The following is a 25,543-nucleotide window of genomic DNA, read 5'->3' as shown; positions in this document are numbered from 1 at the left end:
CCTATACTTCTACTCCAAAAATAGGGATTAATAACATAAGAATGGCAGGAAGTCCGTTATTTAGCATGTGAACTGCAATACTGACTTCCAAGCGCCGAGTTCGATAAGCCAGCAAGGTCAAAATCACAGAAGCACCACCATAAATCACAAAGGACATGATATTGGTTGGGCCATGAAATATCGCAAAGAGTAGTCCGCCTATGATATAGCCCCAGCTTTCATAGCCTTTAAAGATTTTTAGAGGAATGATGCCACGGAAAATAACTTCTTCTGCGATAGGCGCCAAAACTCCAAGCATGATGGACAATAAAATTACATCCCCTCTTCGGAACTCCTCCATCAAAGATGCCTGATTAGCCGTCGTCACCTCTCCATGTAACCACCGGAGTAATACCGTCCCAAGAACAGATATGAGCAACATGCCTAAGAGGCCTAGAGCAATTCGCTTCCCATCTCCTTTTTGAAAAATTTTTCCAGATGGAGATAGGATGCCAGTTTTCTTTGCTGCCACGACAAAGGCCAGCAAGGTGAGGAAAATCAGCAAAAGCCCAAGACCGATGGTCCACTGTTTGGGAAATTGATAAATGATTGCTACCTGCTAAAACAGCATAGGGAGGACATACAAGCCCAAAGCTAAGAAAGCGCAGCCAACCCAGATCAATCGTTTCCACCAAGTCATTCTTCATCCTCCAATTCCTGATCTAGCTTTGCCTGACCTTTACTGTTTAGATAAAGACTGATCTTGTCCATGGTCAAGCTTCCAAGCATAAACAGTATCATTGCAAGAGCCAGCTTGAGCAGATACAAAATGCTGAACATGCTGGCCAGACTTTCTCGCTGACCAAAGAAATCAATGCCTATAACAATGAGAGCAAAGACGACTCCACCGCCAAATCGCTCTGGCCATTTTTCCTCTCTCACCATATCGCGAACATCAACGCCTAGGCTTACGCGACGAAGCAAGGCATATAGACAAGCAGAATACCTTCTGGCAGATAGGCCAGCAAGCTTAGATGGAGGATATAGGCTTTGAAAAATACAGAGATAGCTAAGAAGAGAAACATTCCTAGTACTAACTCTCCTGCAACTTTGCCGTCCAATTTTTCTGTTCGTTCATCTTTTATAACAGGCTGCTTCTTCATTTTCTTTCTCACTTTCTTATTTATAAGTTAAAGATTCATTGATTCTAATTCTCATCATTTTCTAGTTCTTGGTCCAATAAAACCTGTCTCTTCTGATAAAAATAATTGACCAACTGATCAAATATACTAGAAAAGGCAGTTATCAAAGCTACAATAAAAATAAATTGCAGAATTGGATGATGGCGAAAGAATGGTCGAAGAGCTGAATTTCCACTCCACATCTGAACAGCCACGATTACAATCGCTAAGATAGCTCCGTTAGCCAAACGACTTCTGAAACTCCTATGCCCAATAGATGGCTTGTCGCGTCTGATATCAAGTCCCAACTGCCAGCTACGAATTCCAGCATAGATTTCCATAGCCAAAATAACTAGAATTTCCGGTAAGTAACCTTCTACTGGCACATGCCAAATCATGATTTTGATAAAAATAGAGATAAGGAGCAAGATAATCGCAAAAAATGCAACTTCATTTCCTAATTTTCGCTCAAGTTGTAGAGTCCGCTCGTCTGTATAGACTTTTTGTGGTTTGTCCTTCATTTTCTTTCTCACTTTCCTACTATTCTTCCCAAAACAACTGATCCAGCGTTTTATCGAGGCATTTGCAAATGGCCAAGCATAGACTAAGACTGGGATTGTACTTGCCTGCCTCAATCAGCCCAATGGTCTGACGAGTCACACCAATGGCATCAGCCAAGTCGCCTTGGGTCATGTCATGCTCAGCCCTTGCCATTTTTAACCTAAGATTTTTTGCCATAGTCACCATCCTTTTCGTATTTCTTTTGCCCGCCTATGGCGTAGAAAATAGTGCCAAGGACGACATCAGTACAAGCGATTATGATAAAGGTTTGATCTTTCTGAATCATGCCAACTACTAGTAGAACTATCGCCGATACAAGACAAATAAGTAGTGTAAGCAGATTATTCCCTTTCTTATTCATATTTGCGCTCCTTTCGTCTTCATAAATCCATTATACAATATATTTTAAATAATGCAATATATAAATTACATTTTGTTTTTTATTTTGTACAAAAAAAGATTGGGACTTTCCCAATCTTTAATTATCTAATTTGATTAATCTTTCTTAAGGCTGCCTGAGCGAGTCTGAGTACGGGCGTAGGCTAGTAAGAGCAAGGTTCCTGCTACGGCAACTGTCACTCCATTGGACAGAGTTGCCACAAAGCCTTGCACAAAGACCTTATTGACCGGCTCGCTATAAATCAAGATATCGCCAATCGGAGCGACCAAGAGCCAGACAAAAGCATTGGCCAAAAGCTGGAAGATATTGAAGTTGACGATGTCCTTCACTTCAAAAACACCTTCTGCTGCACGAATGCGATTTTTAAACAAACCAAGAATGAAACCAAAGAAGGCACTAGCGATAATCCATGACCACCAGAGACCGTAGCCAGCCATAGCGTCTTTGATAACGTGGCCAATCAAGCCCATCAGAAAGCCAACAAAGGGACCGAAAACGACACTAAAGAGGGCCTGAACCGCATATTGCAGCTGAATACTGGTATTTGGGACAGGTGTTGGAATGCTAATCATCCCAATGACTACAAAAAGTGCAGCTCCAATCCCTGTTGCAACAACTTCTTTAATAGTGAACTTTGTATCCAACAATTTCTTTTTCATAATATTCTCCTTTAATTTTCTATACGTTTAATCTCAATGTGCCATTGAGCACCAACACCAACATTATAGGCCTTGGCAAAGGAACCTTGGTTAATAGCCAAGCCTACCCGATAGAGGGAATTGATGTATAAAATTGGCTGACCAATACGAACATCCGCAAAGGACTTGCCATAGGTCACTTGGTTTTGATAGACCAACATATCATTGTTGTAAATAGTGACTTCGAAACGGTCGCCAAAGCTTGGCTCCAAGGTGCAGAACTCCTCGCGCGTAATCGAAGTCCAAAGGGAGCCAAAGCGAACATCCAAAATGTCAATAGCTCCGCTGACCAAATTATCCGCTAGCCTTGTTTCGACAACAGGGATTTCGACAATTTCTTCGACACTCAGCTCTGGGCCAACTTCCTCAAAACTAATATGGCCGCTAGCTAGCTTGGCACCTGTATAGGCATAGACATCTCGCCCGTGGAAGGTATAAGAATGCTCGGTATTCTTGCGGCGATTTTCCACTTCTGAAATCTCACGAATAGCTACGATACCGACATGCTTTTTGATAAAGGACAGAGTACCATTATCAGGTGTCACGATATATTGATTTTTGCTGGTCTTAGCAACCACGCTTTTCCGCTTGGAACCCACTCCCGGATCCACGACCGAAACAAAGGTCGTTCCCTCTGGCCAATAATCTACTGTCTGAAAGAGACGATAACTACCCTCAAAAATATTGTAAGGGGTGATATCATGGGTTAAATGATGGATTTTCAGCGTTGGTGATTCCTCCAAAGCCACTCCAATCATAGCTGACACTGCTCCATCTACCAGACCGAAGTCCGACTGCAGCACTAATATGTTGTTCATCTTATTCCTCCCAGGCCTTGAGCCTGATATTCTCCAAGTCTTCTAATCTTACCAAAATTAGGCTCTTTTCGCTAGAGCCGGAGGCATAGGATTTTTTTATAACCGTCTATTTCTCAAAGATATAGCATGCAAGCTAGGGCATTTCTGGATCAAACTTATGCCAGAACAATTCCTTGAGCAAGCTAAGATAGGAAAATCCAGCAACTTTCATCTGGCTTGACTTTTTATGACTGAGAGGCAGCTTTTGCACTGCGCTTTTTTACCAGATATTGACCGAGCAAGCCACCGATTAAAGCACCTGCCACTACCATCACGATAAAACTGGCAATGGTCGGAAAATCCAACGGCAGCAAAATCCGATTGATGTATTCTGCTGTCTTACCACGCGCTACCAAGCTATCAATATAAGCTTGACGCGCTAGCCACATGAGGATAATAGGGCCTGAATTGACAAAAGAGAAACAAACAAAGGAAAGCAGACTCCAGAATTTATTTTCGTATTTGCCCAAGCCTGCAATCGTGTCCGCCAAGAGACCGAACACCAAGCCCGGCAGACCAGCAATCATAAAATGACCAGACAGGAGGAAAAAGCCTCCCATTATTAGGCCTACTAAGCTGATCGCTCCAAATTTTTTAATCTTGCTTTGTAGCAACATATAAACGCTTCCGCCAAAAACTGCAGCAAATACTGGAGCATAGAGCATATTGCCAGCATTGTCAAAAAAGTGCCCTACTAGTACTCCTAGTCCGACACAGAGAAAGTAGAGCAAAGCAAAGACTCCCGTCCATTTCAACTCTTTCAGTGTTAACGATGTCATTATCGAATCCTTTCTAATTGTGAAGCTAAAACTTCATAAAACTATTGATAGCTATATCCTTGATACGTGCAAATGCGCATTTCAAGCTTTGCCATCCTTCCTACAGGAGGAAGTTCTAACAAGGTTTGTAGATCTAGCATCCTTGATAAGCTTTCTTCCTAGGAAAACTAATTGTTTATTAAAGCAACTTTCCTCGGCATGGGCAAAATCCAGCACTGCCAAGAAGTAATGTATTATGCTATTTTTCTATACTTAGCTTTATTTATTATAGCATTATGAAAATAGAATGTAAATTAAACTTTCAGACTTTTCAAAGGAAGATAGCTGACAAAAGGAGGCTGGGACAAAAGTCCTAGCCTCTAAATTGTCTTTGGATTGTCGAGCCCTACTCAACTGTGCGGAGGTGGGACGACGAAATCGAATTCTAACGAATTACCGATTTCTGTCCCACTCTCGTCTAGCGATGACTGATCTTTCTAGTTAGGAAGTCTCCCAGAAACTGGATAAAGAAGATAAGAAGCAAGAGCAAAACAGTTGCTAAAATGGTCACGTCTTGGTTGAAACGTTGATAACCATAGGCAATCGCTACGTTCCCAAGGCCACCTGCACCGATCGCTCCCGCCATAGCTGTTTCACCAACTAGCGAGATTAGGGTCACTGTTGTCACCCGAATCAAGTCTGGTAAGCCTTCACGCAGGTAAACACCGATAATATCCCATGAGTTAGCTCCAACTGCCTGCGCTGCTTCAATCACACCGCGGTCTAATTCTGATAGGACCACCTGCACCTGACGGGCAAAGAAAGGAAAGACTGCCAAAGATAGTGGCACCAAAGCTGCTGTTGGACCAATCCCTGTCCCCACAATCATCCGTGTGAAGGGATTGATCAAAGCTAGGAGAATGATAAAGGGAATTGCCCGAAAGATGGATGTGACCTTGTCCAAGATGAAAAAGGCTGTTTTATTTTCTAAAATACCACCTGGCGCTGTCAATACCAGGAAAAGTCCAGCGATCAAACCTAGAATCCCACCGATCAGGAAGGAAATAATTGTCATATAAAGGGTCAGATAAATCGCTGTTCCCCAGCCAGCCTGACCAGCCCAGCCCATTTTATAGACGTTAGGCAAAAATGTTTTAATCAAGTCTATCAATCTAAATTCCTCCCTTAAGCACCTTTAATTCTACGCCAGCAGCTTGTAAATTACTTTGAGCAGACGCAAGGTTTTCTGCATTTCCTGACAAAATGACTACCATCTCCCCAACAGGCACATTATCTAAAATCTCAATGTTAGCATGTAAAATATTGGCTGAAACTTGATACTGCTTGTAGATATCGTTGATAATGGCTGTATCTGTCACTGTACCAGCATACTTCAAATGCGCCAAGACAGAATCCGCTGGCAAATCTTGCACAATCTTCTGTTGATTGATTTTAACCATCGCTTCAGTGATACCTGTTGCCGTTGTGATAAAGTCTTGGGTCAATTCGTTCTGTGGATTGGTAAAAATATCCAAAACTGAGCCTTCCTCGATCAATTTCCCATTCTGCATAACAGCCACACGATTGGCAATATCTTTGACAATCTGCATTTCGTGCGTGATGAGTACAATCGTCAGCCCCAACTTTTGATTCAAATCCTGAAGCAAGGCCAAAATTTGCTTGGTTGTTTTAGGATCCAATGCCGAAGTCGCTTCATCTGAAATCAAGATTTTTGGATCATTGGCCAGAGCTCTAGCAATCGCCACGCGCTGCTTCTGCCCACCAGACAGTTGAGACGGATAATTATCTGCTCGATCTTCCAGACCAACCAGTTCTAAAAGTTTGCGAACCTTCTCCTCTTTTTCAGCAGCAGACAGAGTTGAGTGCTTCAAGGCAAACGCGACATTTTCCTTGGCCGTCATCTGAGCCATCAAATTGAAATGCTGGAAAATCATGCCAATGTCCTTGCGCTTTTCCCGCAGTTGAGCCGCATTCAGCTGGACAGTCTCCTTGTCGTATAACACTGTTCCATCCACATTAATGCGACCAGCAGATGGCTTCTGCAAAAGATTAATAACCCGCACCAAAGTTGACTTTCCGGCACCAGAATAACCCACGATACCGTAAATATCTCCCTGATTGATGTGAATGGTCACATCTTCAACCGCCTTGATGACACGATTTTTCTGCGTGAAAGTGACATCAATACGGTCTAATTTGATAATTTCATTGCTCATAACTTCTGATTAACTCCTTGATTAATTCAATATGGGTATAATAATCGGCAATCTTGACATTTTCATCGCCACCATGATCTCGACTATTGGCATTTCCCAAGCCAAAGGCAGCCATCGGAACTTCCAAAGCCTCAAAGACTGTATGCATGGGGCCTGTTCCTGCCGATGTCGGAAGCACCGAGATGCCCTCTGGATAAAAATCCTTGGCCAGTTCAATCACATTTAGGATAGAAGGAGCACTCATATCACTACGATAGCTCATTTCTCCCAGTGTATAGGTTAATTCTACCTTATCATAGCCATTTTTGTCCAGTTGCTTGCGAATCTTGTCCAAGACATCATGGGGCTCTAAGCCTGGTACCAAGCGCACTTCCATCTTGGCAGATGCATATGCTGGGAGGATGGTTTTGACTCCTTGTCCCTGATAGCCTGAACCGAATCCTTCAATGTTAATGGCTGGCTCAAAATAGAAGCGACGCAGAAATTCCTGCCTGTCCTCTTTCAAGACTGGAAGCTGGAGGCCGTAAATTTCCTTCAACTCTTCTGGTGTTTTCAGAGCATACTGGGCAATCAAAGCCAGCTCTCGCTCATTGGGCTCCTGTACTTGCTCATAGATGCCCTCCACCAAAATCCGACCGTCAGCACTACGCAGGCTAGAGATAGCATCCATCAAATACCAAGAAGCTGAATTAATGACACCGCCATAGCTAGAATGAATATCAACTTCCGCACTGCGAACAGACATATCAAAGGTAACAATACCCTTATTTCCACCAGAAATTTCTAACTGGCCTAGATTATTACGCGTGCCCTGCTCCCAGACCAGCAAATCTGCTCCCCGCAAATGTTTCTTATGCTTGGCCAGATATTTATCCAAGTCTGTCGAAGCTGACTCCTCTGCTCCCTCCATCATGAAGATGATATTGACTGGCAGCGAACCATGCTCTCGGATATACTTACGTACCGCTGTCAAACGCGCAGTAATGTGGCCCTTGTCATCATCGACCCCGCGACCATACATAACACCATAGTGGACCGACAAAGTAAAAGGATCGTTAGTCCAAGGCTGGTCATTATCGGCCGGCACCGTATCATAGTGGTGATAGAAAATGATAGTCTTGGCCTCAGGATTGTCCGATTGAAACTCTGCCAATACAAAGGGAGCCGTGTAACTGTCATCAATCATCACTTTAGCACCCGCGGCAGTGAAAATTTCTCCCAGATAGGTAGCTACCTCCTTGAGCCCAATTTGCTGGGCAAAGATAGACTTTTTAGAAATCAAAGTCCGCAACACCTCAAAATAGTGTTGGGCCACCTCATCATTTTCAAACTTTTTAATTTGTTCACTCTCAGTTGAGAAAGGCATGTGTAACTCCTACTAATCGCATCTCTGTAAAGATTATCTGCTATGATTCACGAAAGAGCAAAGACTTGCTGTCAGGTAAGTCTTTGACTCAGCGTTTTAATATTGCTAAATCATCTCCGCTGATAAAAACTCTAACTAATAGCAGATAAAGGGCTGGAGAAATCCATTCCCCGCCCTTTCTATCTTCAATTATTTTCTATAAAATCTTACCAAACTGGTTGATCCATACCATCTGAAGATTCTTCAATGACTTTTTTAACTTCGTCAGTATGGTAAGCCTGGATGATTTTCTTGATGGCATCTGCCTTGTCAGATTTTTCCCAATCTTTCTTAGCAGCAATCAGGTTGTACCACAGTTTAGAATTTTCATCTGTCTTTTCTTTGTAAAGAGCGCTCTTATAGTCAATACCAGCTTCACGAACGAAGGTATTGTTGACAACCGCTGCATCTACAGAAGTAAGAGAAGCTGCTGTTTGAGAAGCATCCAATTCAGAAATTTTCAAGTTTTTCTTGTTTTCTTTGATGTTAGCAACAGTCGCAAGCTTCGTTGAATCCACGTCCAACTTGATCAAACCAGCTGCTTGAAGAAGGTTCAAAGCACGGCTTTCGTTTGTTGGGTCATTTGGTACGGCAATGCTTCCGTTTTCTGGAATATCTTTCACAGCAGTATATTTGTTTTTGCCATCTTTAGTACCAGAGTAAAGGCGGATTGGCGCGATATATGTATCTGCTACAGACACCAAGTCAGCATTGTTTTCTTTATTCCAGTTTTTCAGGTAGTAGTAATGCTGGAAGGCATTGATATCTACATCGCCATCACGAACTGCTTGGTTAGGTTGAGAATAGTCTGTAAATTGGGTAAACTCCAATTTAACACCTGCTTTATCCTTATCAAGGATTTCCTGAACCTTGTCCCAACGCGCTTCTTCTGTATCACTGAGGTTCATCACACCAACTTTTACAGTCACTGTTGCACTGTCTGTTGACTTAGCGTTTTTTGATGTTGAAGACGAGCAAGCTGCCAAACCAAATGCTGCTACAGCCAAGAGTGCTGTTGCACCAAACCATTTTTTCAATTTCATGAGATAATCTCCTTATATAAAATATATTTTTTCTAATGAGTGGGTTGTAAGTTATTTCCAATTGCTTAGGGCAAAGAAAATCAGAACTTACTTGATATCCTTGGCGTCTGGCAAATAAGTGCCTCCAAAGAATTCTTTTGATAATTTTTCAAGTGTTCCATCCTCGTAGAGTTCCTTGATCCGCTTGTTCATGAAGGTTTGAAGCTCTTCTTGTCCTGAAGCAAGGATTGGATAGACATACGGTTGTTGGTCACTTGGAAGTTCAATCACTTCGACATTATCTAAACCTTGGTCTTTGATGATGGTATCTACTGTGATACGTTCAAAGATCTTGTAGTCTGAACGGCCATCATTCAAATTAGCTAGGATTTGCTGGATTGTACCATCTGTATAGTTGATAGTTGTTGGGTTTGAACTGTGCTCTTCATTGTACTTTTCCAGTTGTTTGGCTGTTGAAGTACCTTGAACAACCTCAGTAGACTTGCCTCCGATATCGTCCAGCGACTTGATATTCACTCCTTTACGAACCACCAAGACGGTTGGGTTTTTAGCGTAAGGGTTGGTATAGAGGTATTTACCAGCACGGTCTTCTGAATAACTGATGTTGTTGGCACCGATTTGGTAGCGGTCACTGTCCAAGCCAGAGAAAACAGAAGCCCATTTGGTTTTGTTGAAGTTGACTTCGTACTTATCTGAACCTTTAAAGATTTCACGAAGCACTTCAATTTCGTAACCAGTTAGTTTTCCGGCCTTATCCTCATAAGAGAAAGGCTTGGTTGTTCCAACCGTTCCGACTTCAATCGTCTTTTTCTTTGTAGCACTATCTTTACTTGCAGAAGACGAGCAGGCCACAAGCAGCCCAACTGCAAGACTTCCTACCACAGCAGTGGCAGTGTATTTCAATATTTTTTTAATATTCATATCTCTATCTCCTCCTAAAGAGCATGTTTCTATCATACCAAAAGTCGAAAATCCTGACCATTATATATTTTTTATCAAGGTGATAGATTTTCTTTATCACTGATTCGATTATTCAAACTATTTGAAAATATCAAAATCTTGTTTTTCTATGATAACAAAAGAAGAGGAGCTTGCCTAGTTCTTATTTTCTATGAAAGACTATAGTTATTTCTTATAGTGTTTGAGGAGGAAGAGGGCGTTTTCGACATAGTAAGGCACAGAGACCTGGAAGGCCGCATCATCAATCGTCATGCTATCATGGTGCAGGTCAGGCGCATCTGCTGCACCATTTGAGCCGATAAAAGCAAAGACACCAGGGATTTTTTCTTGATAAAAGGCAAAGTCTTCGCCAGCTGAAGATGGCTGAGCAGGCAGTAGCTCCCCGATGTTCTGGGAGTTCTCAAAAACAAGCTCGGTTAATTCTAGATCATTATAGGTCACTGGCGGAGTCTGATCCCATACAATAGTGACCTTAGCACCGAAATTCTCCGCCGTATGCTCCACAATACGGATAAAATCTGCCTTCAAACGCTTTTGCAAATCAGGGTTAAAACAACGAATGGTGCCTTCAAAAAAGCCATTTTGAGGCAAGACATTCCAAGTCGCCCCAGCCTCAATGTGGGTCACAGATAAAACAACTGGCTCAAAGGGCGAGACAGTCCGAGAAACCAGTGCCTGAAGATTTTGAATCATGCTAGTCAGAGTCAGCACCGTATCCACTCCCAGGTCCGGCCGAGCCGCATGGCTGCTGACTCCCTCCACAGTCACCTTGAATTTTTCCACGCCTGCCATCATGGCTCCCGGCTTCAAGGCCATTTGTCCAGCTTTTAACTGGGGCATATTGTGAAAACCGATAATCGCAACTACATCATCCAGCAAACCCGTAGCCAGAACTTGACTGGCTCCTTGAGAGGTCTCCTCAGCTGGCTGAAAAATCAGGCGAATGGTTCCCTGTAAATCTTCTTCCATAGCCTTGAGCAACTCCGCCGCTCCCAGAAGACTAGTCTGATGAAAATCATGACCGCAGGCATGCATGACACCAGGATTTTGGCTAGCGTAAGGCAGACCTGTCTGCTCTATAATGGGCAGGGCATCAATATCTGCCCTCAAGGCGATAACTGGTTCTCCTTGACCGATTTCGGCAATCAAGCCCGTCTCTAAGTCAGAGTCCAAGATTTTAATTCCTAAGTCTTGCAAATAACGGCTTAGAAAAGCCGTTGTTTCATATTCTTGACCAGACAGCTCTGGATGCTGATGGAGATAATGACGCGTTTTTACTAATTTATCATAGAATTGTTTCATGCTAGACTCCTTTACTCTACATATCTACCCTCCAGTATAGCACAAAGCTAGGCTAGGAAACAAAATAAAATAGAGAGCAGAATGAAGCATCTGCCCTCTCATCTTGCTATTAAGATATATCACCCTCAAAAGCTCTGACGATGGATTCATAAGAATAATCACGCTCTAGGACCCATTTGCCATCTGTTTTGACAAATTTCAACTGATAATCTCGTTCTGGTGTGAGGAGAGGACGTGAATCCATTCCAGCCATCATATCATTAGCATAGCTCTTATCAGTAGCTTTGTAGACGTCACTCAGGCTTCCATATTCAGAGCGATGTTTGTCATAAAAATCTTGACGGTAGGTATACATGGTTTTATTTAGACTGACCGTTCTCGGTTTGATCTTGATAATGATTGAATTTGGCATGTACTGCGCTACTGTGTAATCAATTTCTGAGCGTTTGGCATTACTTTTCACATAGGCATCAATGAAAGCATTGATTTCATCCTCACTAAAGGGATAATCATGCAATTTACGTGTAAAATCTGCTGCAAAAGCTGCTCTATAATCTTTCTTATCTTGCTCCAAATCGCCACCTAAAACCAAATCACCTTTGTCTTTAGAAGATTTTGTCTTGGCTTCTCCTCCCAAGAAAACAGCATTGAGGTAATCAGAAGCTAATTTCTTTGATTCGTCAACGTGATTCGGATATTTCGCAGGATCAACTTTTAGTTTGATAGCTTCTGCTTTTTCATCGGAGCCGTAGGATTTCTTCTCATAGTGAAGTTCATATTTCTTGCCATCTTCAACCTTAAAGACCAGATTACCAGAAAGAGTCTTTCCTTCCGCTAAATCTTCATAGCTCAGTGTTTTAAAGTTTTCTTTGTCGTCATAGACTCCGACCGGCTGGATCTTCTCTCCCTCTGAATCATAAAAACCAATGTCTGAAGAGGAAATCATGATCTTATCATTTGTTTTATTCTTAATTTCCAAAGACAAGGCCAAGTATTTGGCATCAGCTGATCCGTTGCTTGGCATAATGAACTGACCATCCTTAATCTGGATATCAACCTGCCCATTGCTGGCTGATTTTTTGACAGTCGTTTCCTGGCTTGGCTTACCAGAATGTTTTTTATTTGGACTTGGAAGCAAAGCACAGGCTGTTAAGCTCACACCTGCCACAAGCAAGGCTGTGTATTTAAATACTTTTTTCATCATTGTCTCCTTAATTTCTTAATACTCTGACTTTTCTATTTTATCATACTTAACTAAACTGGTAAATAGCGTTTGAAATCAACCTCATGTAAAAATGCATCCTTGCAATCTCTAAAATGACCAAGCAGATCAAATGAAAATTTTAAAGTGCGGTCTTAAGTAAAACAGGCAACATTTCTAACTCTCATATTAAGAAATTGGTTACAAAAAAGCACAGCCTAAGCTGTGCCATTATCTTTTATCCAACTAATCTTACATCGATAAAATAAGCAGATCAGATCCCTACTCTATAATAATATTTCTACGGAAAAAGCCACTTGATATGAGGAGCAAGTTGGAAAATCTCCTGATGAAGTTCATTGAAGCTAATATTTTTCACATCATCCAAGTCCAAAGAGACCGCACTCTCCTCTTGATTTTTAGGATAGAAATATAAAATTCGACTGCCCGGTTCTGACCTAGATCGATAGATATCGTATTCAATTTGCTCAATCTCCTGCCACAAGAAGTACTTCTCTCTTTTAGCAGATAAGCCTCTCAGCCTTATTCCCATCTCATCCATCTCTAAAATCGGTGGTTTATGATTCGAAATATAGCCTAGAACGATCATAAAAATAGCGGTTATGCCCATTCCCCAATAGACTGGATTGAGCATATTGTTGCTTTCTTCAGTAATCTGCCTGCTTATTTGGTCTTCTTCGTTGATAGAAGCCCTATGAACCAGTTGATTAGCACTATTTTGATTTGTTGACTCAAGGGAGGCCTTATCCATAGATGCAGAAGACATGATAAAAAAGATAGCAAAGAGTAAGAGAAGGCCCATGGCATAAAATTTTTCTCCATCGCGCTGATATACTTTCATTCTATTCCCATCCTTTCCAGATATATTTCCTATATGAGAATTCCTTCCAAATGGTCTAATTCATGCTGGCAGATTTGCGCTGGGAAATCCTCTAACGTGATGGTCTTCTTCAGCCAATTCTGATCCAGATATTCGACAGTGATTTTCTGGTAACGAATGGTTGACCGACTGCCTGTCAAGGACAGACAGCCTTCTTCCGTTTCATAAGCTCCTGATTTCTGAATGAGAACTGGATTAAACATGACCATGGGCAACATACCATACATAAAAATAATCACTCGCTTTTGGGAACCAATCATATTTGCAGCAAGACCGACACAAGACTCTCTATGGGCCAACAAGGTATCCTGCAAGTCTTGGGCTAAAAATAGGTCAGCCTTTGTAGCTGGGACCGACTTTTGCTGTAAAAAGAAAGGATCTTTCACAATTGCTTTTTGCATAGCGTTCGCTAATATCTTTTGCGAGGACAAAATTTCCTAGTGTAGCCGAGCCATTTCCTGCGACAGCCGGGGTGACAATGTAGTCACGCACATCTGGCACTGGCAGGTAGCCATTGAGCAGGACTGTAAATTTCTCACGGACACGGTCTAACATGTGCTGCTGCGCCATCACGCCACCGCCAAAGACAATGACATCCGGACGGAACGTCACCGTCGCTTGAATAGCTGCCTGCGCAATATAGTAAGCCTGAATATCCCAGACAGAATTATTGAGCTCGATATTTTCACCACGCACACCAGTCCGCGCTTCTAAGCTAGGACCTGCTGCTAAGCCTTCCAAACATCCCTTGTGGAAAGGACAGACGCCGTTAAAGCCTTTTTCCACATCCATTGGGTGCTGAGCTACATAGTAGTGTCCCATCTCTGGATGGCCTGTACCCCCAACAAATTCACCACGTTGGATAGCACCAGCACCAATCCCTGTTCCAATCGTATAATAAACCAGATTTTCAATGCGACCACCAGCATTGTTACGAGCTACAACTTCACCATAAGCTGAGCTGTTGACATCTGTCGTAAAGTAGATTGGCACATTCAACGCACGACGAAGCGCTCCCACGATATCTACATTGGCCCAATGTGGTTTTGGAGTTGTCGTAATGTAGCCATATGTTTTTGAATTAGGGTCAATATCAATTGGACCGAAAGAGCCGACTGCCAGACCTGCTAAATTGTCAAAACGAGAGAAAAACTCAATCGTTTTATCTAACGTTTCAATCGGCGTGGTCGTAGGAAACTGTGTTTTTTCTACAACATTAAAATTTTCATCGCCCACAGCACAGATAAATTTGGTTCCACCGGCTTCTAAACTTCCGTACAATTTTGTCATTTCAAACACCTCTTGTATTCTTTATACTCCATTATAGCATATTTCCCTATTGGAAATGGCTCTATATTTTAGATTTTCCTCTGTAAATCTTAGCACTCAAGTAAAAAACGAACAAACATAAGTTGTTCGTTTTCCTTTGTTAACTTTCTATAGCTAAGATTAAGCTTTCACTTCAATAATCGCATCGCCTTTAGCAACAGTTCCATCTGCTACTGGGATCACAGAAGCATAGTCAGCTGTGTTAGTCACGATAACCATAGTCGTGTCATCCAGACCAGCTGCTGCGATTTTAGCTGCATCAAAAGTTCCAATAATATCGCCAGCTTTGACTTTAGAACCTTGAGAAACTTTTTGATCAAATCCTTCGCCATTCATAGACACTGTGTCAATACCAACGTGGATCAGGATTTCAGCACCATTAGCTGTCTTCAAACCATAAGCATGGCCTGTCGCAAAAGCAATTGTCACTTCTGCATCAGCTGGGGCGTAAACGACACCTTCAGTTGGTTTGATCGCAATCCCTTGACCCATAGCTCCGCTTGAGAAAACAGGATCATTCACATCGCTCAAAGCTACTGCCTGACCAACAATTGGAGAAATGATTGTTTCATCTTGGAGAGCTGCTGGAACATTACCAGTTGTTTCTTCTTCGACAAGTTTTTCAGTTTCAGCTTTTTCTTCAGCAGTTTCTTCGTCTTTGTATCCGAACATATAAGTCAGAACAAAACTCAAACCAGTTGTCAGAACAACCATAAAGATATATTGCAACAATTGACCATTCAGGTAAAGGAGTGTACCTGGAATAATTGTGATACCGAAACTTGTACCTGCAAGCCCCATAATAGAAGCTAACCAACCACCAACAGCACCAGCACCCAGTCCAATGACAAACGGTTTAACGAAGCGCAAGTTAACCCCGAAGATAGCTGGCTCAGTAATACCTAATCCTGCAGAAAGTGCTGCTGGGAATGCAAGAGCCTTGAGTTTTTTAGATTTTGTCTTCACAGCTACAGCCAAAGTCGCACCAGCCTGAGCTGTCATAGCAGCAGTGATAATCGCATTAAATGGATCTTTCCCAGTTTGAGATACCAATTGAGATTCCAGTAAGTTGAAGATGTGATGAACACCAGTTACGACAATCAGTTGATGTACTGCACCAATAATCAAACCAGCAAGACCAAACGGAAGGCTAAGAAGGAACTCTGTACCATTCAAAACATATGACTCAACAATGTGGAAGACCGGACCAATCACAAAGAGTCCCAAAATAGACATTACAAGGAAAGTAAGGAATGGAACAAGAAGAAGGTCCAAGACATCTGGAATTTTCTTGTGCAGCCATTTTTCAAATTTCGCACCAAACAAACCTACAAAGAAGGCAGGAAGCACAGAGTTTTGGTAGCCAACCACCGGAATAAAACCAAAGAAGTAAATTGGATGAGCTTTTGTTGCTGTAACTTCGCTAGCAAATTTTAGACTTCCAAGAACATCCATATTAGCAATTTTGTCTAAAATATCCTTAGAAGGATCAACAGCAAATTTAGTAGCCTGACCAGCTACATCCCAAGCATTTGGAAGTGCTGAGTTAACCATCATTAGACCAAGAACCAAACCAATGATGGGGTTCCCGCCAAAGACTCTAAAAGCTGACCAGCAAATCAAAGCTGGGAAGAAAGCGAAGGCTGTATCAGTTAATACTACTGTATAAGTATAGAAGTCAGTCGATTTGAAAGCATCCGCTGTGGTACCAAATAAAGATAAAACTTGATCCTGAGCAATTGCTCCACGAACTCCCATGAAAAGACCTGTCGCAACAATAGCTGGGAGAATTGGTACAAAGACATCACCGAAAGTACGGATGGCGCGTTGGAACCAATTCCCTTGCTTAGCAGCTTCAGCTTTCATGTCATCTTTTGATGAAGTTGGCAAGCCAAGTGCTACAACTTCGTCATAGATTTTATTAACCGTACCGGTACCAAAAATGATTTGATATTGGCCTGAGTTAAAGAAAGCTCCCTGAACTTTTTCTAGGTTCTCGACAGTATTTTTGTCGATCTTTCCTTCATCTTTAACCATAACGCGCAGACGAGTCGCACAGTGGGCTACACTGTTAACGTTCTCACGTCCACCCAAGGCTTCGATGACCTTTTTTGCAATTTCAGTATTGTTCATTTGCAAAAATCTCCTTATAAAAATATTGTAAAACTTTTTGAAAGCGATTTTATCGCCTTTACGAATATTATTTTACCATGATTCAGAGATATGTCAAGCGTTTTGCAGAAAAAATATTTTTTTACTGTTAAATGTTGATTTTTCAGCAGAAAACGTTTACTATAGTAATAAGAAATAATATGATTCGGAGGACAAAAGATTGGCTTGGACGACTGAAAAACGCTACAAACGCTATGAAGACTGGACTCAGGAAGAGCTACAGCAGATCAAAGAAAACATCGCTAAATCTCCTTGGCGGGCTAACTACCATGTGGAGCCTCAGACAGGTCTGCTCAATGACCCCAACGGCTTCTCTTATTTTGATGGCAAGTGGGTGGTTTTCTACCAAAACTTTCCTTTCGGGGCAGCACACGGTCTCAAATGCTGGGTTCAATTAGAAAGTGATGACCTAGTTCATTTCACAGAAACTGGTCTTCGGGTGCTGCCAGATACTGCTCTGGACAGCCACGGCGCCTACTCTGGCTCTGCCATGCAGTTCGGTGACAAGCTCTTTCTCTTCTATACTGGCAATGTTCGTGATGAGAATTGGGTGCGTCATCCTTATCAAATCGGTGCCCTGTTAGACAAATCAGGCAAGCTCGAAAAAATCGACAAGGTCTTGATTGAGCAACCTACTGAAGCGACTGACCACTTCCGCGATCCGCAGATTTTCAACTACAAAGGGCAATTCTATGCCATTGTCGGTGGGCAAAATCTAGACAAGCAAGGCTATGTCAAGCTTTACAAGGCAGTTGATAATGACTATACCAACTGGGAAGTCGTCGGTGATTTGGACTTCGCCAATGACAAGACAGCCTATATGATGGAGTGTCCTAATCTAGTCTTTATCAACGACCAGCCAGTCTTGCTTTATTGCCCTCAAGGCTTGTCTAAAGACGTACTGGATTATGGCAACATTTATCCAAATATGTATAAAATAGGTCAATCTTTTGACACAAATCAAGCTGCTATGATTAATCCTAGCCCTATCCAAAATCTGGACTACGGTTTCGACTGCTACGCGACCCAAGCTTTTAACACACCTGACGGTCGCGCTCTGGCTGTCAGCTGGCTAGGTTTGCCTGATGTCGAATACCCATCTGACCACTTCGACCATCAAGGGGTCTTCTCCCTCGTCAAGGAATTAACCCTGAAAGACGGCAAGCTCTACCAGTACCCAGTGCCTGCTATCAAGGATTTGCGAACAGAGGAACAGCCTTTCGCTGCTTTGGCAGAAAGCAAGAACAGCTACGAACTAGAACTAGATTTCGCTGCGAACACCGAACACGAAATCATCCTCTTTGCGGACAAGGATGGCAAGGGCCTACGCATCAACTTCGATCTCAAGGAAGGTCAAGTGACCGTTGACCGCAGTCAGGCAGGTGAGCCATTCGCTCTGGACTTTGGAACCAGCCGAAGCTGTGATATTGACAAAGAAGCCACAAGTGCTACTATCTTCATCGATAAATCAATTTTTGAAATTTTCATCAATAAAGGAGAGAAAGTATTTTCCGGCCGTGTCTTCCCGAGAGAAGACCAGACAGGCATTGCTATTACCAAGGGCAATCCAACCGGTACTTACTATGAATTAGATTATGGTCGCAAAGCTAACTGATGTAGCAAAACTAGCAGGAGTCAGCCCCACAACTGTTTCCCGCGTCATCAACAGGAAAGGCTACTTATCCGACAAAACGATTTCTAAGGTTGAGGCAGCCATGCGAGAATTGGCCTACAAGCCCAACAATCTGGCGCGCAGCCTCCAAGGAAAATCAGCCAAACTAATTGGACTCATTTTTCCTAATATCAGCAATGTTTTTTACGCAGAATTAATTGGTAAATTGGAGCATGAGCTCTTTAAACAGGGTTATAAAACCATCATTTGCAATAGCGAGCATGACTCAGATAAGGAGCGTGAGTACCTTGAGATGCTGGAAGCCAATCAGGTGGATGGTATCATCTCCGGCAGTCACAATCTAGGCATCGAAGACTACAATCGCGTAACTGCTCCTATCATTTCCTTTGACCGTAACCTTTCACCAGATATCCCAGTTGTCTCCTCAGACAACTATGGTGGCGGAGTGCTAGCTGCTCAGACCTTGGTCAAGGCTGGCGCTCAAAACATCATCATGATTACTGGTAATGATAATTCCAATTCCCCAACTGGCCTGCGCCATGCTGGCTTCGCCTCTGTTCTACCAGACGCTCCAATCATCAATGTCTCCAGCGATTATTCTCCAGTTCGAAAGGAAATGGAAATCAAGCATATTTTAACCCATGAGAAGCCAGATGCTATCTTTGCTTCAGATGATTTGACAGCCATTCTAGTGATGAAAGTCGCTCAGGAGCTGGACATCCAGATTCCTAAAAATTTAAAAATCATCGGCTACGACGGAACCTACTTTGTGGAGAACTATTATCCTCAATTAGCGACTATTAAACAGCCGCTGAAGGAGATTGCCAAACTTCTGGTGGATTTATTGCTACAAAAAATTGACAAGCAAGAAGTCACAACGACCGGCTACTTCCTGCCAGTGAACCTCTTGCCTGGCAAAAGCGTGTAACTTTTTTGATCTCACTAAATTCCTTCATCTTGACGAATCCCCCAAAGGTTTGGCAGAAACCAACTTTTGGGGGACTTTTAATATCATTAATCCCTAGCAATTACTTCAATGTTAGCTCCGTCTAGGAAGACTTTCTTTTATAACTAAGTTTGAAGTAGCTAGCCGAGACCTAGGCTGCCATGATTCTATAGGAAAAGTGATCGGCCGAGGTCTAGCTTGCCATGATTCTATAGGAAAAGTGAACAGCCAAGACCTAGATTGTATAGATTCTATAGGAAAAATGACCAGCCGAAACCTAGATTGCCAGGAATTTATAGGAAAAGTAACTAACCGAGCTCTAAGTTGCCACGAATCTATAGGAAAAGTAACCGGCCGAGGCCTAGATTGTCATGATTCTATAGGAAAAAGGACCAGCCGAGACCTAGGTTGCCATTAACCTATAGCAAGATAGACTGTTCCAGCTATAGGAACTTATAATGGAAACTTCTTAAGCATTATCAGCACCTGCAACTATCAAAAACCAAAAAAGCTGAGACAGTCGTCTCAGTCTTTTTCTTCTGTTATAAATTGGCTTAAAATACCATTGATAAACTTACTTGATTTTTCATCAGAAAATTGCTTGGAAAGTTCAATGGCTTCATTGACCGCTACTCGCTCAGGAGTATCAAACTCTGTCATTTCAAAGATGCCTAATCGCAGGATATTCTTTTCTACCAAGGTCAGACGCTCAACTGTCCAGCCTGCTTTTAAGTGCTGGGCAATTTTTTTATCCAATTCTTCCTTGGACTGGAGCACCCCTGTGACCAAATTGAGTAGAAATGCTGGAATATTGACCTCAGCATCCGTCTCCTCTTCGTCCTTATCGTAGGTATAGGCAAAGCGGCAAGACTCAATGGCATCACCCTCATACTCTAGACTCATCAAAGCCTGAAAAGCCCGCTGACGTAGCTCTCTTCTAGATTCTAACAAAACATCAGTCATTGAGGAAATCCTCATCAAATAGATCTTTCAAATCTGGTTTTGGTGATTTTTCTGGAACAATGCCTGCCACATGGATATTGACAGCAGACAGCTCCACTTCAGCCATATCGCTTACAGCACTCTTGACTGCTTTTTGGATTGCAACTGCAACTGTTGGTACACTGATACCGTACTCCAGATATAGGTAGATATCAACTGATATGTCGCCACTTTCATCCGTATGCAGCGCAACACCGCGTCCAAGCGTACGCATAGAAAGGCTATCTGACATGCTTTTATTTGCAAAAGAATGAACGCCCTCTACCTTAGCCGTAGCAATGGCAATAATTTTTTCCAAGACTCGTGGCGCAATAACGATTTCGCCTAATTGTTCGTTTGCCATAAGAATTCCTTTCTATATGAAAGATTGAAATTACGCACGAGAAACGTAAGTTCCTTCTGCTGTATTGATGACCAATTTTTGTCCAACTTCGATGAAGTCTGGTACGTTAACAACAAGACCTGTTTCAAGAGTTGCTGGTTTACCAGAACCTGTTACAGTAGCACCTTTGATAGATGGTTGTGTTTCTGTTACCACCAATTCAACAGTTGTAGGTACTGTCACACCGATCACTTCTGATCCGTAGAATTGGATTTTCACATCTGAGTTTTCAAGGATGTATTTCAATTCTTCCTCTACGTTGACTACTGGGATTTCGTATTGGTCATAAGTCTCAGTATTCATGAAATAGGCAGTGCCATCCATTTGGTACAAGTATTGTGCTGGTACTGTTTCGATGATCGCTTGTTCAAATTTTTCTTCTGGACGGTAGCTAGTCTCAAATGTAGAACCAGTACGAACATCACGCAATTTCATACGCATGATAGTATTTCCCTTACCTGGTTTGTGGTGACTTGCTTCCAAGACGCGGATCAATTTACCATCAGCAGTTTCAAAAGTCATTCCAGCTTTCAGCTTACTTGCTTCAATCATTTGTTTTTTACCTCTTTAATAAATAATTTACTCTTTATTCTACCATAAAGCTTGATAATTCTCAAATCACAATCAATTCTTTTGGAGCAAGGGTCAAGACCTCACAACCAGTCTCTGTGATCAGAAGGTCATCTTCGATCCGAACGCCGTATTTGCCATCCAGATAGATGCCCGGCTCATCGGTCAGGACCATGCCCGCTTTGATAGGCTCTTCTGACTTGCCAAAGTAAGGAATCTCATGGATATCCAGCCCAATCCCGTGGCCAATCCCGTGGCTGAAGTAAGGGCCGTAGCCTGCATCGTTGATAATTTGACGAGGAATCCGGTCAAAATCAATACAGCTGAGTCCAGCCTTAGCCGCTTCTATCAGGGCTTGATTGCTGCGCAGGACAATATCATAAATTTCCCGCTCTTCATCCGTCACCTGCCCCACATGAACAGTCCGCGTCATATCGCTGACATAGTGATTATAATAGCAGCCAAAGTCCATGGTCAGGGTTTCACCAGTTTGGATAACCTTGTCACTAGCCACTCCGTGCGGCATAGCAGAACGGTAACCCGAAGCTATGATGAAGTCAAAGGAGGCACCTGAAGCACCTAGTTGGCGCATACGGGCATCTAAAAAGTTCATAACAGCCAGCTCTGTCGTCTGACCAGGCTTGATAAAGTCCAGCACGTCTAGGAAGGCTTGATCCGAAATCTGGCAGGCCTTGCGAATGGTCGCGATTTCTTGTTCATCTTTGATCATGCGCAGATTTTCGATAAAGGCTGTCATCGGCACCAGCTCATGACCAGCAAACACACTTTCCAGCATCTTGAAGTAAGCATAGGAAATTTCATCGTCAAAACCGATTTTTGCCAACTTGTCGTCCGCTATAATTTTAGCAATTTCTCCAACCGCATCCCGCGTTTCAACAATATCAAAGCCTTCAACCACGCCCTTGGCAATTAAGGTATAACGAGAATCTGTCAGGAAAATCCGTCGTGACTTGCTGATGAAAACCGTCGCTTCTGTCCCGCTGAAACCAGTCAGATAGTAAATATTTTTCAGATTGGTTACTAGGACAGCATCGCATTCTGTCTGAGCCAAGGCTGCTTCAAATTTTTCAACTCTTGATAACATGAGAAAACCTCCGTAAAATAATTCGATTGAGTATCGTAAAATAAAAATTCTGTTGATGAAGAGTCCTTACTCTTCGTCTTTTGTTTCTTTTTGCGCCTTTTCCACATTGCGCTGATAGGCCTGAATCTGTCGCTCCAACTCCCGTTCGATCGCTGGTTCAGGCGCATATTTTTCTTCCCAGTCATCTGGTTTGAGGATTTTATGGGTCACTGGATCAAAATGCGCTTTTCCATCTGGGAAAATTTTCCCCATATTGGCCTGATGGACAATATCAAAAATCCGCTCAGGATCAACTCCCATCAAGACAAAGCTACCGTAAGTAAAGTAGAGCGTATCGATCAGAGCATCAACTTGACCAACTAAGGAGATTTCTGCCTTGCTCTTGCTACGAACCTTGGCAGCAGCCTTATCTAAAGCCTCGTGCATTCTGGACATCGACTGGTCAAATTCTTCCTCTGAAGAGCTGGCAGCTCTGAGAAATTCAACCAACTCTTCCAACTTGAAGTCAGCACGGTGCCGAGCTTCCTCTGGTGTCCAAGCAATGGGTTCTTCCTGCGTAGACTCATCCATAACACTATGGAAGGTCTTGACCTTATTGAAGTGGTGATCGCGAGACACAAAGACTTTCTCACTCGCTAAAATACCAAAATGTTCTAGTGCCCGATGAATCCCGTCCTGACTATTGCTGCTAGTCGTATGCTTGGCTACTTCTTTGACAGAGCTGGTGCCATTTCCCATAGCAATAGACAAGCCAACTCCCGACAGCATTTCCAAGTCATTGTCAGAGTCGCCGAAGGCCATGACCTGATGAATATCAAAGCCATACTCTTGACCGACTAGACGAATCCCCTCCAGCTTGGACATCCCTTGATTGATAATGTCCGCCGCATAAGGGCTCGAACGAGTAAATTTCAAATGGGGGAAATCCGCTTCAATCTTGGCACTCTCAGCTGGATCCGCCAAAATCAGCACTTGATAAATGGGCTCTTGGATCAATTTCAGCAGGTCTTCTTCATGCTGAGGCAGGGCCTTACTCACAATCTTGTTAAAACCATGGCTTACCGTCCGAGTCATTTTTCTAGGAATAAACTGGGTAGCCCACTGAGAAAAAGAACTCATACCAAAGGTCATAATTTTTGAACCTTGCATGGCCTGTTCTGTCCCCAAGGAAATCTCTTTTCGGTGCTTCTTAGCGTAGGCAATCAAATCACGCAGGCTCTGCTTATCAATCGGTGTGGCAGAAATAACCCTGTCTTTTGAAAAAATATACTGACCATTGTAAGTGACAGCAAAGTCTAAATCCAGCTTGTCCATAAAAGGCTTGACAAAGAAGGGGCCGCGGCCTGTCGCTAAACCGACCAAAATCCCTTGTTCTTGTAAACTCTTAATGGCGGTCTCTGTCGATTTCAAGACGGTTCGACTATCATTAATCAAGGTTCCATCTATATCAAAAAAGACGGCTTTTATTTCCATTGATTTTCTCATTCTTTCCTTTTATGATACAATAAATTATAACACAATTCGCGGAGAAGCACATCTATGAATAAGCAGATTTTAGTTTTACATACTGGTGGAACCATTTCCATGCAGGCTGACGGAAGTGGGGTCGTCAATAGCAGCCAAGACAATCCCATGAACCATGTGGCTGTTCCCTTAGATAGTATTGAAGTGACGGTGATTGATTTCTTCAACGTTCCCAGTCCTCACATCACTCCCCATCATATGCTAGAACTATACAAAAAAATCAAGGCTGACGCTGAGCACTACGATGGTGTGGTCATTACCCACGGAACCGATACTCTAGAGGAAACGGCCTACTTCCTTGATACCATGGACCTGCCTGACATCCCTGTCGTTTTGACCGGAGCTATGAGAAGTTCAAATGAACTCGGCAGTGACGGAGTTTATAATTACCTGACTGCTTTACGGGTAGCCAGCGACGAGAAAGCTAGAGGTAAGGGCGTTCTAGTCGTTATGAATGATGAAGTGCATGCTGCCAAATATGTCACTAAAACCCACACCACCAACGTCAGCACCTTTCAAACTCCGACGCACGGCCCTTTAGGCCTGGTCATGAAACAGGAAATTCTCTATTTCAAAACAGCAGAACCTCGCGTCCGCTTTGATCTGACTAGCATTTCAGGGCTGGTACCCATCATCCCAGCCTATGCCGGTATGAAAACAGAACTACTTGATATGCTGGATTGGCAAAAGTTGGACGGCCTCGTCATCGAAGCCTTTGGCGCAGGCAATCTGCCAAAAGAAACTGCGGAAACATTAACAGCGATGGCAGAAGCTGGCCTCCCCATCGCTCTCGCTTCACGCTGTTTCAACGGCATTGCTGAGCCTGTCTACGCCTACGAAGGTGGCGGTGTCAAGCTACACCAAGCCGGAATCATGTTTGTCAAAGAGCTCAATGCACCCAAGGCTCGCATCAAGTTGCTGATTGCCCTCAATGTCGGCCTAAGTGGTCAAGCATTAAGAGACTATATAGAAGGATAAAAAACCAAGCTTGTCTACTCGCTTGCTAGGCATTATTTCTTGATTTTCCTTTATAAATGCTGTATCCCTCGATATAAAATTCATAAATATTCTTAGCCTTAAGCGAAGTTATAAATTCAAAAAAAGAGTCTGGGACAGACAGCCATGACGACATAGCCGTCACCCACAGAAACATGAAAATAAAGACAACAGCCCTCATTTAGAAGTATAATCTAAGTGAGGGCTTTGTGGTTGATAATTTCTTGAATATCACTTTCGCGGGACAAACTAATCCACTCTACCGACGAGTACCCCAAAATATCGCCTTGAGCATGAGTATAAAAATACGACAACGTTATCGGTAGACAAGCTCTCTGACTTTATAAATGGAGGGGTTATCGGTAGACAAGCTCTCTGACTTTATAAATGGAGGGAATCAC

Annotated in this window: 28 protein-coding genes; 3 read left to right on the top strand and 25 right to left on the bottom strand. The window is 42.7% G+C overall.

The genetic code is table 11. The features are described from left to right. Window position 1 precedes the first annotated feature (1 nt). From D8793_RS05640 to D8793_RS05545, 20 genes are all read right to left on the bottom strand, one after another. Complete coding sequence (locus D8793_RS05640; protein ID WP_260471257.1) at window positions 2-544, bottom strand: CPBP family intramembrane glutamic endopeptidase; 543 nt, start codon at window positions 542-544, stop codon at window positions 2-4. 131 nt (window positions 545-675) lie between these two features. Continuing rightward, window positions 676-963 carry a hypothetical protein gene (locus D8793_RS12155; RefSeq protein ID WP_260471116.1) on the bottom strand — a complete coding sequence of 96 codons (288 nt, stop codon included), beginning with the start codon at window positions 961-963 and terminating at the stop codon, window positions 676-678. Beyond that, window positions 948-1,142, bottom strand: a complete 195-nt coding sequence (locus D8793_RS12150) for a DUF6773 family protein (protein WP_260471115.1) — start codon at window positions 1,140-1,142, stop codon at window positions 948-950. The genes D8793_RS12155 and D8793_RS12150 overlap by 16 nt, the downstream gene beginning before the upstream one ends. Window positions 1,143-1,186: 44 nt before the next feature. Continuing rightward, the gene (locus tag D8793_RS05630; RefSeq protein ID WP_125371550.1) at window positions 1,187-1,681 is read right to left on the bottom strand and encodes a DUF6773 family protein; all 495 of its coding nucleotides are present in this window, start codon (window positions 1,679-1,681) and stop codon (window positions 1,187-1,189) included. Between the two features lie 19 nt (window positions 1,682-1,700). Next, window positions 1,701-1,898 carry a helix-turn-helix transcriptional regulator gene (locus D8793_RS05625; protein ID WP_125371496.1) on the bottom strand — a complete coding sequence of 66 codons (198 nt, stop codon included), beginning with the start codon at window positions 1,896-1,898 and terminating at the stop codon, window positions 1,701-1,703. Continuing rightward, window positions 1,882-2,082, bottom strand: coding sequence for a potassium transporter (locus D8793_RS05620; protein ID WP_125371495.1), 201 nt, complete (start codon window positions 2,080-2,082; stop codon window positions 1,882-1,884). The genes D8793_RS05625 and D8793_RS05620 overlap by 17 nt, the downstream gene beginning before the upstream one ends. A gap of 134 nt (window positions 2,083-2,216) precedes the next feature. Continuing rightward, window positions 2,217-2,780, bottom strand: coding sequence for an ECF-type riboflavin transporter substrate-binding protein (locus tag D8793_RS05615; RefSeq protein ID WP_061910022.1), 564 nt, complete (start codon window positions 2,778-2,780; stop codon window positions 2,217-2,219). Window positions 2,781-2,791: 11 nt separating this feature from the next. After that, window positions 2,792-3,637 carry an SAM hydrolase/SAM-dependent halogenase family protein gene (locus D8793_RS05610; RefSeq protein ID WP_062005582.1) on the bottom strand — a complete coding sequence of 282 codons (846 nt, stop codon included), beginning with the start codon at window positions 3,635-3,637 and terminating at the stop codon, window positions 2,792-2,794. A gap of 224 nt (window positions 3,638-3,861) precedes the next feature. Further along, entirely contained in the window at window positions 3,862-4,455 is a 594-nt protein-coding gene (locus tag D8793_RS05605; RefSeq protein ID WP_062005580.1) for an MptD family putative ECF transporter S component, read from the bottom strand. 457 nt (window positions 4,456-4,912) lie between these two features. Continuing rightward, window positions 4,913-5,605, bottom strand: coding sequence for a methionine ABC transporter permease (locus tag D8793_RS05595; RefSeq protein WP_005591809.1), 693 nt, complete (start codon window positions 5,603-5,605; stop codon window positions 4,913-4,915). A gap of 1 nt (window position 5,606) precedes the next feature. Beyond that, window positions 5,607-6,671 (bottom strand): methionine ABC transporter ATP-binding protein, encoded by a 1,065-nt coding sequence (locus D8793_RS05590; protein ID WP_125371494.1) that lies wholly within the window; start codon window positions 6,669-6,671, stop codon window positions 5,607-5,609. Next, a complete protein-coding gene (locus tag D8793_RS05585) occupies window positions 6,661-8,037 on the bottom strand; it encodes a M20/M25/M40 family metallo-hydrolase (RefSeq protein WP_125371493.1) in 1,377 nt (458 codons plus the stop codon). Before D8793_RS05585 ends, D8793_RS05590 begins: the two co-directional genes overlap by 11 nt. Before the next feature lie 206 nt (window positions 8,038-8,243). Beyond that, on the bottom strand, window positions 8,244-9,119 hold the full coding sequence (locus tag D8793_RS05580) for a MetQ/NlpA family ABC transporter substrate-binding protein (RefSeq protein ID WP_125371492.1): 876 nt from the start codon (window positions 9,117-9,119) through the stop codon (window positions 8,244-8,246). Between the two features lie 87 nt (window positions 9,120-9,206). Continuing rightward, window positions 9,207-10,040 (bottom strand): amino acid ABC transporter substrate-binding protein, encoded by an 834-nt coding sequence (locus D8793_RS05575; RefSeq protein ID WP_125371491.1) that lies wholly within the window; start codon window positions 10,038-10,040, stop codon window positions 9,207-9,209. A 204-nt stretch (window positions 10,041-10,244) separates the two neighbouring features. Continuing rightward, window positions 10,245-11,381 carry an amidohydrolase gene (locus tag D8793_RS05570; protein ID WP_125371490.1) on the bottom strand — a complete coding sequence of 379 codons (1,137 nt, stop codon included), beginning with the start codon at window positions 11,379-11,381 and terminating at the stop codon, window positions 10,245-10,247. A 109-nt stretch (window positions 11,382-11,490) separates the two neighbouring features. Further along, window positions 11,491-12,585: a DUF4352 domain-containing protein gene (locus D8793_RS05565; protein ID WP_185760272.1), complete on the bottom strand. Its 1,095-nt coding sequence runs from the start codon at window positions 12,583-12,585 to the stop codon at window positions 11,491-11,493. Window positions 12,586-12,883: 298 nt separating this feature from the next. Continuing rightward, window positions 12,884-13,444, bottom strand: a complete 561-nt coding sequence (locus D8793_RS05560) for a hypothetical protein (protein ID WP_125371488.1) — start codon at window positions 13,442-13,444, stop codon at window positions 12,884-12,886. Between the two features lie 29 nt (window positions 13,445-13,473). Further along, window positions 13,474-13,884: a peptide deformylase gene (locus tag D8793_RS05555; RefSeq protein ID WP_125371487.1), complete on the bottom strand. Its 411-nt coding sequence runs from the start codon at window positions 13,882-13,884 to the stop codon at window positions 13,474-13,476. Beyond that, window positions 13,817-14,773, bottom strand: coding sequence for a fructokinase ScrK (scrK, locus tag D8793_RS05550; protein WP_125371486.1), 957 nt, complete (start codon window positions 14,771-14,773; stop codon window positions 13,817-13,819). Before scrK ends, D8793_RS05555 begins: the two co-directional genes overlap by 68 nt. Window positions 14,774-14,932: 159 nt before the next feature. After that, window positions 14,933-16,945, bottom strand: a complete 2,013-nt coding sequence (locus D8793_RS05545) for a sucrose-specific PTS transporter subunit IIBC (protein WP_125371485.1) — start codon at window positions 16,943-16,945, stop codon at window positions 14,933-14,935. Window positions 16,946-17,144: 199 nt separating this feature from the next. Between D8793_RS05545 and D8793_RS05535 the strand changes: the two genes are divergently transcribed. Together D8793_RS05535 and D8793_RS05530 are read left to right on the top strand one after the other, a co-directional pair. Continuing rightward, a complete protein-coding gene (locus tag D8793_RS05535; RefSeq protein WP_125371484.1) occupies window positions 17,145-18,599 on the top strand; it encodes a sucrose-6-phosphate hydrolase in 1,455 nt (484 codons plus the stop codon). Further along, window positions 18,580-19,545, top strand: a complete 966-nt coding sequence (locus tag D8793_RS05530) for a LacI family DNA-binding transcriptional regulator (RefSeq protein WP_045500749.1) — start codon at window positions 18,580-18,582, stop codon at window positions 19,543-19,545. Before D8793_RS05535 ends, D8793_RS05530 begins: the two co-directional genes overlap by 20 nt. Window positions 19,546-20,088: 543 nt before the next feature. Here the strand turns inward: D8793_RS05530 and nusB are convergent. The 5 genes from nusB to D8793_RS05505 all read right to left on the bottom strand — a co-directional run bounded on the left by nusB (window position 20,089) and on the right by D8793_RS05505 (window position 24,095). Beyond that, on the bottom strand, window positions 20,089-20,526 hold the full coding sequence (nusB, locus tag D8793_RS05525; protein WP_185761042.1) for a transcription antitermination factor NusB: 438 nt from the start codon (window positions 20,524-20,526) through the stop codon (window positions 20,089-20,091). Further along, window positions 20,519-20,908: an Asp23/Gls24 family envelope stress response protein gene (locus tag D8793_RS05520; RefSeq protein WP_005591787.1), complete on the bottom strand. Its 390-nt coding sequence runs from the start codon at window positions 20,906-20,908 to the stop codon at window positions 20,519-20,521. The genes nusB and D8793_RS05520 overlap by 8 nt, the downstream gene beginning before the upstream one ends. 30 nt (window positions 20,909-20,938) lie before the next feature. Then, complete coding sequence (gene efp, locus D8793_RS05515) at window positions 20,939-21,499, bottom strand: elongation factor P (protein ID WP_005591786.1); 561 nt, start codon at window positions 21,497-21,499, stop codon at window positions 20,939-20,941. A gap of 61 nt (window positions 21,500-21,560) precedes the next feature. Then, window positions 21,561-22,622 (bottom strand): M24 family metallopeptidase, encoded by a 1,062-nt coding sequence (locus D8793_RS05510; protein WP_125371482.1) that lies wholly within the window; start codon window positions 22,620-22,622, stop codon window positions 21,561-21,563. Between the two features lie 66 nt (window positions 22,623-22,688). Continuing rightward, entirely contained in the window at window positions 22,689-24,095 is a 1,407-nt protein-coding gene (locus D8793_RS05505) for a Cof-type HAD-IIB family hydrolase (RefSeq protein WP_125371481.1), read from the bottom strand. A 66-nt stretch (window positions 24,096-24,161) separates the two neighbouring features. Here D8793_RS05505 and D8793_RS05500 point away from each other — a divergent pair, with 66 nt between their 5' ends. Continuing rightward, window positions 24,162-25,124 carry an asparaginase gene (locus D8793_RS05500; RefSeq protein WP_125371480.1) on the top strand — a complete coding sequence of 321 codons (963 nt, stop codon included), beginning with the start codon at window positions 24,162-24,164 and terminating at the stop codon, window positions 25,122-25,124. Window positions 25,125-25,543: the final 419 nt, after the last annotated feature.

The sequence above is a fragment of the Streptococcus cristatus genome (assembly GCF_003943465.1).
GTDB classification, from domain to species: Bacteria; Bacillota; Bacilli; order Lactobacillales; family Streptococcaceae; genus Streptococcus; species Streptococcus cristatus_C.
Note: the sequence above shows the minus strand (reverse complement) of the source record. Positions and strands in the feature narration are given on the sequence as shown.

Bases quoted from the DNA above. Each gene is read 5' to 3' on its own strand.
- D8793_RS05530 (WP_045500749.1), top strand. From the start codon at position 18,580: ATGGTCGCAAAGCTAACTGATGTAGCAAAACTAGCAGGAGTCAGCCCC.
- D8793_RS12150 (WP_260471115.1), bottom strand. From the start codon at position 1,142: ATGAAGAAGCAGCCTGTTATAAAAGATGAACGAACAGAAAAATTGGAC.
- D8793_RS05505 (WP_125371481.1), bottom strand. From the start codon at position 24,095: ATGGAAATAAAAGCCGTCTTTTTTGATATAGATGGAACCTTGATTAAT.
- D8793_RS05555 (WP_125371487.1), bottom strand. From the start codon at position 13,884: ATGCAAAAAGCAATTGTGAAAGATCCTTTCTTTTTACAGCAAAAGTCG.
- D8793_RS05615 (WP_061910022.1), bottom strand. From the start codon at position 2,780: ATGAAAAAGAAATTGTTGGATACAAAGTTCACTATTAAAGAAGTTGTT.
- D8793_RS05520 (WP_005591787.1), bottom strand. From the start codon at position 20,908: ATGGCAAACGAACAATTAGGCGAAATCGTTATTGCGCCACGAGTCTTG.
- D8793_RS05630 (WP_125371550.1), bottom strand. From the start codon at position 1,681: ATGAAGGACAAACCACAAAAAGTCTATACAGACGAGCGGACTCTACAA.
- efp (WP_005591786.1), bottom strand. From the start codon at position 21,499: ATGATTGAAGCAAGTAAGCTGAAAGCTGGAATGACTTTTGAAACTGCT.
- D8793_RS05585 (WP_125371493.1), bottom strand. From the start codon at position 8,037: ATGCCTTTCTCAACTGAGAGTGAACAAATTAAAAAGTTTGAAAATGAT.
- D8793_RS05560 (WP_125371488.1), bottom strand. From the start codon at position 13,444: ATGAAAGTATATCAGCGCGATGGAGAAAAATTTTATGCCATGGGCCTT.
- D8793_RS05590 (WP_125371494.1), bottom strand. From the start codon at position 6,671: ATGAGCAATGAAATTATCAAATTAGACCGTATTGATGTCACTTTCACG.
- D8793_RS05625 (WP_125371496.1), bottom strand. From the start codon at position 1,898: ATGGCAAAAAATCTTAGGTTAAAAATGGCAAGGGCTGAGCATGACATG.
- scrK (WP_125371486.1), bottom strand. From the start codon at position 14,773: ATGACAAAATTGTACGGAAGTTTAGAAGCCGGTGGAACCAAATTTATC.
- D8793_RS05565 (WP_185760272.1), bottom strand. From the start codon at position 12,585: ATGATGAAAAAAGTATTTAAATACACAGCCTTGCTTGTGGCAGGTGTG.
- D8793_RS05575 (WP_125371491.1), bottom strand. From the start codon at position 10,040: ATGAATATTAAAAAAATATTGAAATACACTGCCACTGCTGTGGTAGGA.
- D8793_RS05605 (WP_062005580.1), bottom strand. From the start codon at position 4,455: ATGACATCGTTAACACTGAAAGAGTTGAAATGGACGGGAGTCTTTGCT.
- D8793_RS05500 (WP_125371480.1), top strand. From the start codon at position 24,162: ATGAATAAGCAGATTTTAGTTTTACATACTGGTGGAACCATTTCCATG.
- D8793_RS05510 (WP_125371482.1), bottom strand. From the start codon at position 22,622: ATGTTATCAAGAGTTGAAAAATTTGAAGCAGCCTTGGCTCAGACAGAA.
- D8793_RS05545 (WP_125371485.1), bottom strand. From the start codon at position 16,945: ATGAACAATACTGAAATTGCAAAAAAGGTCATCGAAGCCTTGGGTGGA.
- D8793_RS05580 (WP_125371492.1), bottom strand. From the start codon at position 9,119: ATGAAATTGAAAAAATGGTTTGGTGCAACAGCACTCTTGGCTGTAGCA.
- D8793_RS05610 (WP_062005582.1), bottom strand. From the start codon at position 3,637: ATGAACAACATATTAGTGCTGCAGTCGGACTTCGGTCTGGTAGATGGA.
- nusB (WP_185761042.1), bottom strand. From the start codon at position 20,526: ATGACTGATGTTTTGTTAGAATCTAGAAGAGAGCTACGTCAGCGGGCT.
- D8793_RS05570 (WP_125371490.1), bottom strand. From the start codon at position 11,381: ATGAAACAATTCTATGATAAATTAGTAAAAACGCGTCATTATCTCCAT.
- D8793_RS05620 (WP_125371495.1), bottom strand. From the start codon at position 2,082: ATGAATAAGAAAGGGAATAATCTGCTTACACTACTTATTTGTCTTGTA.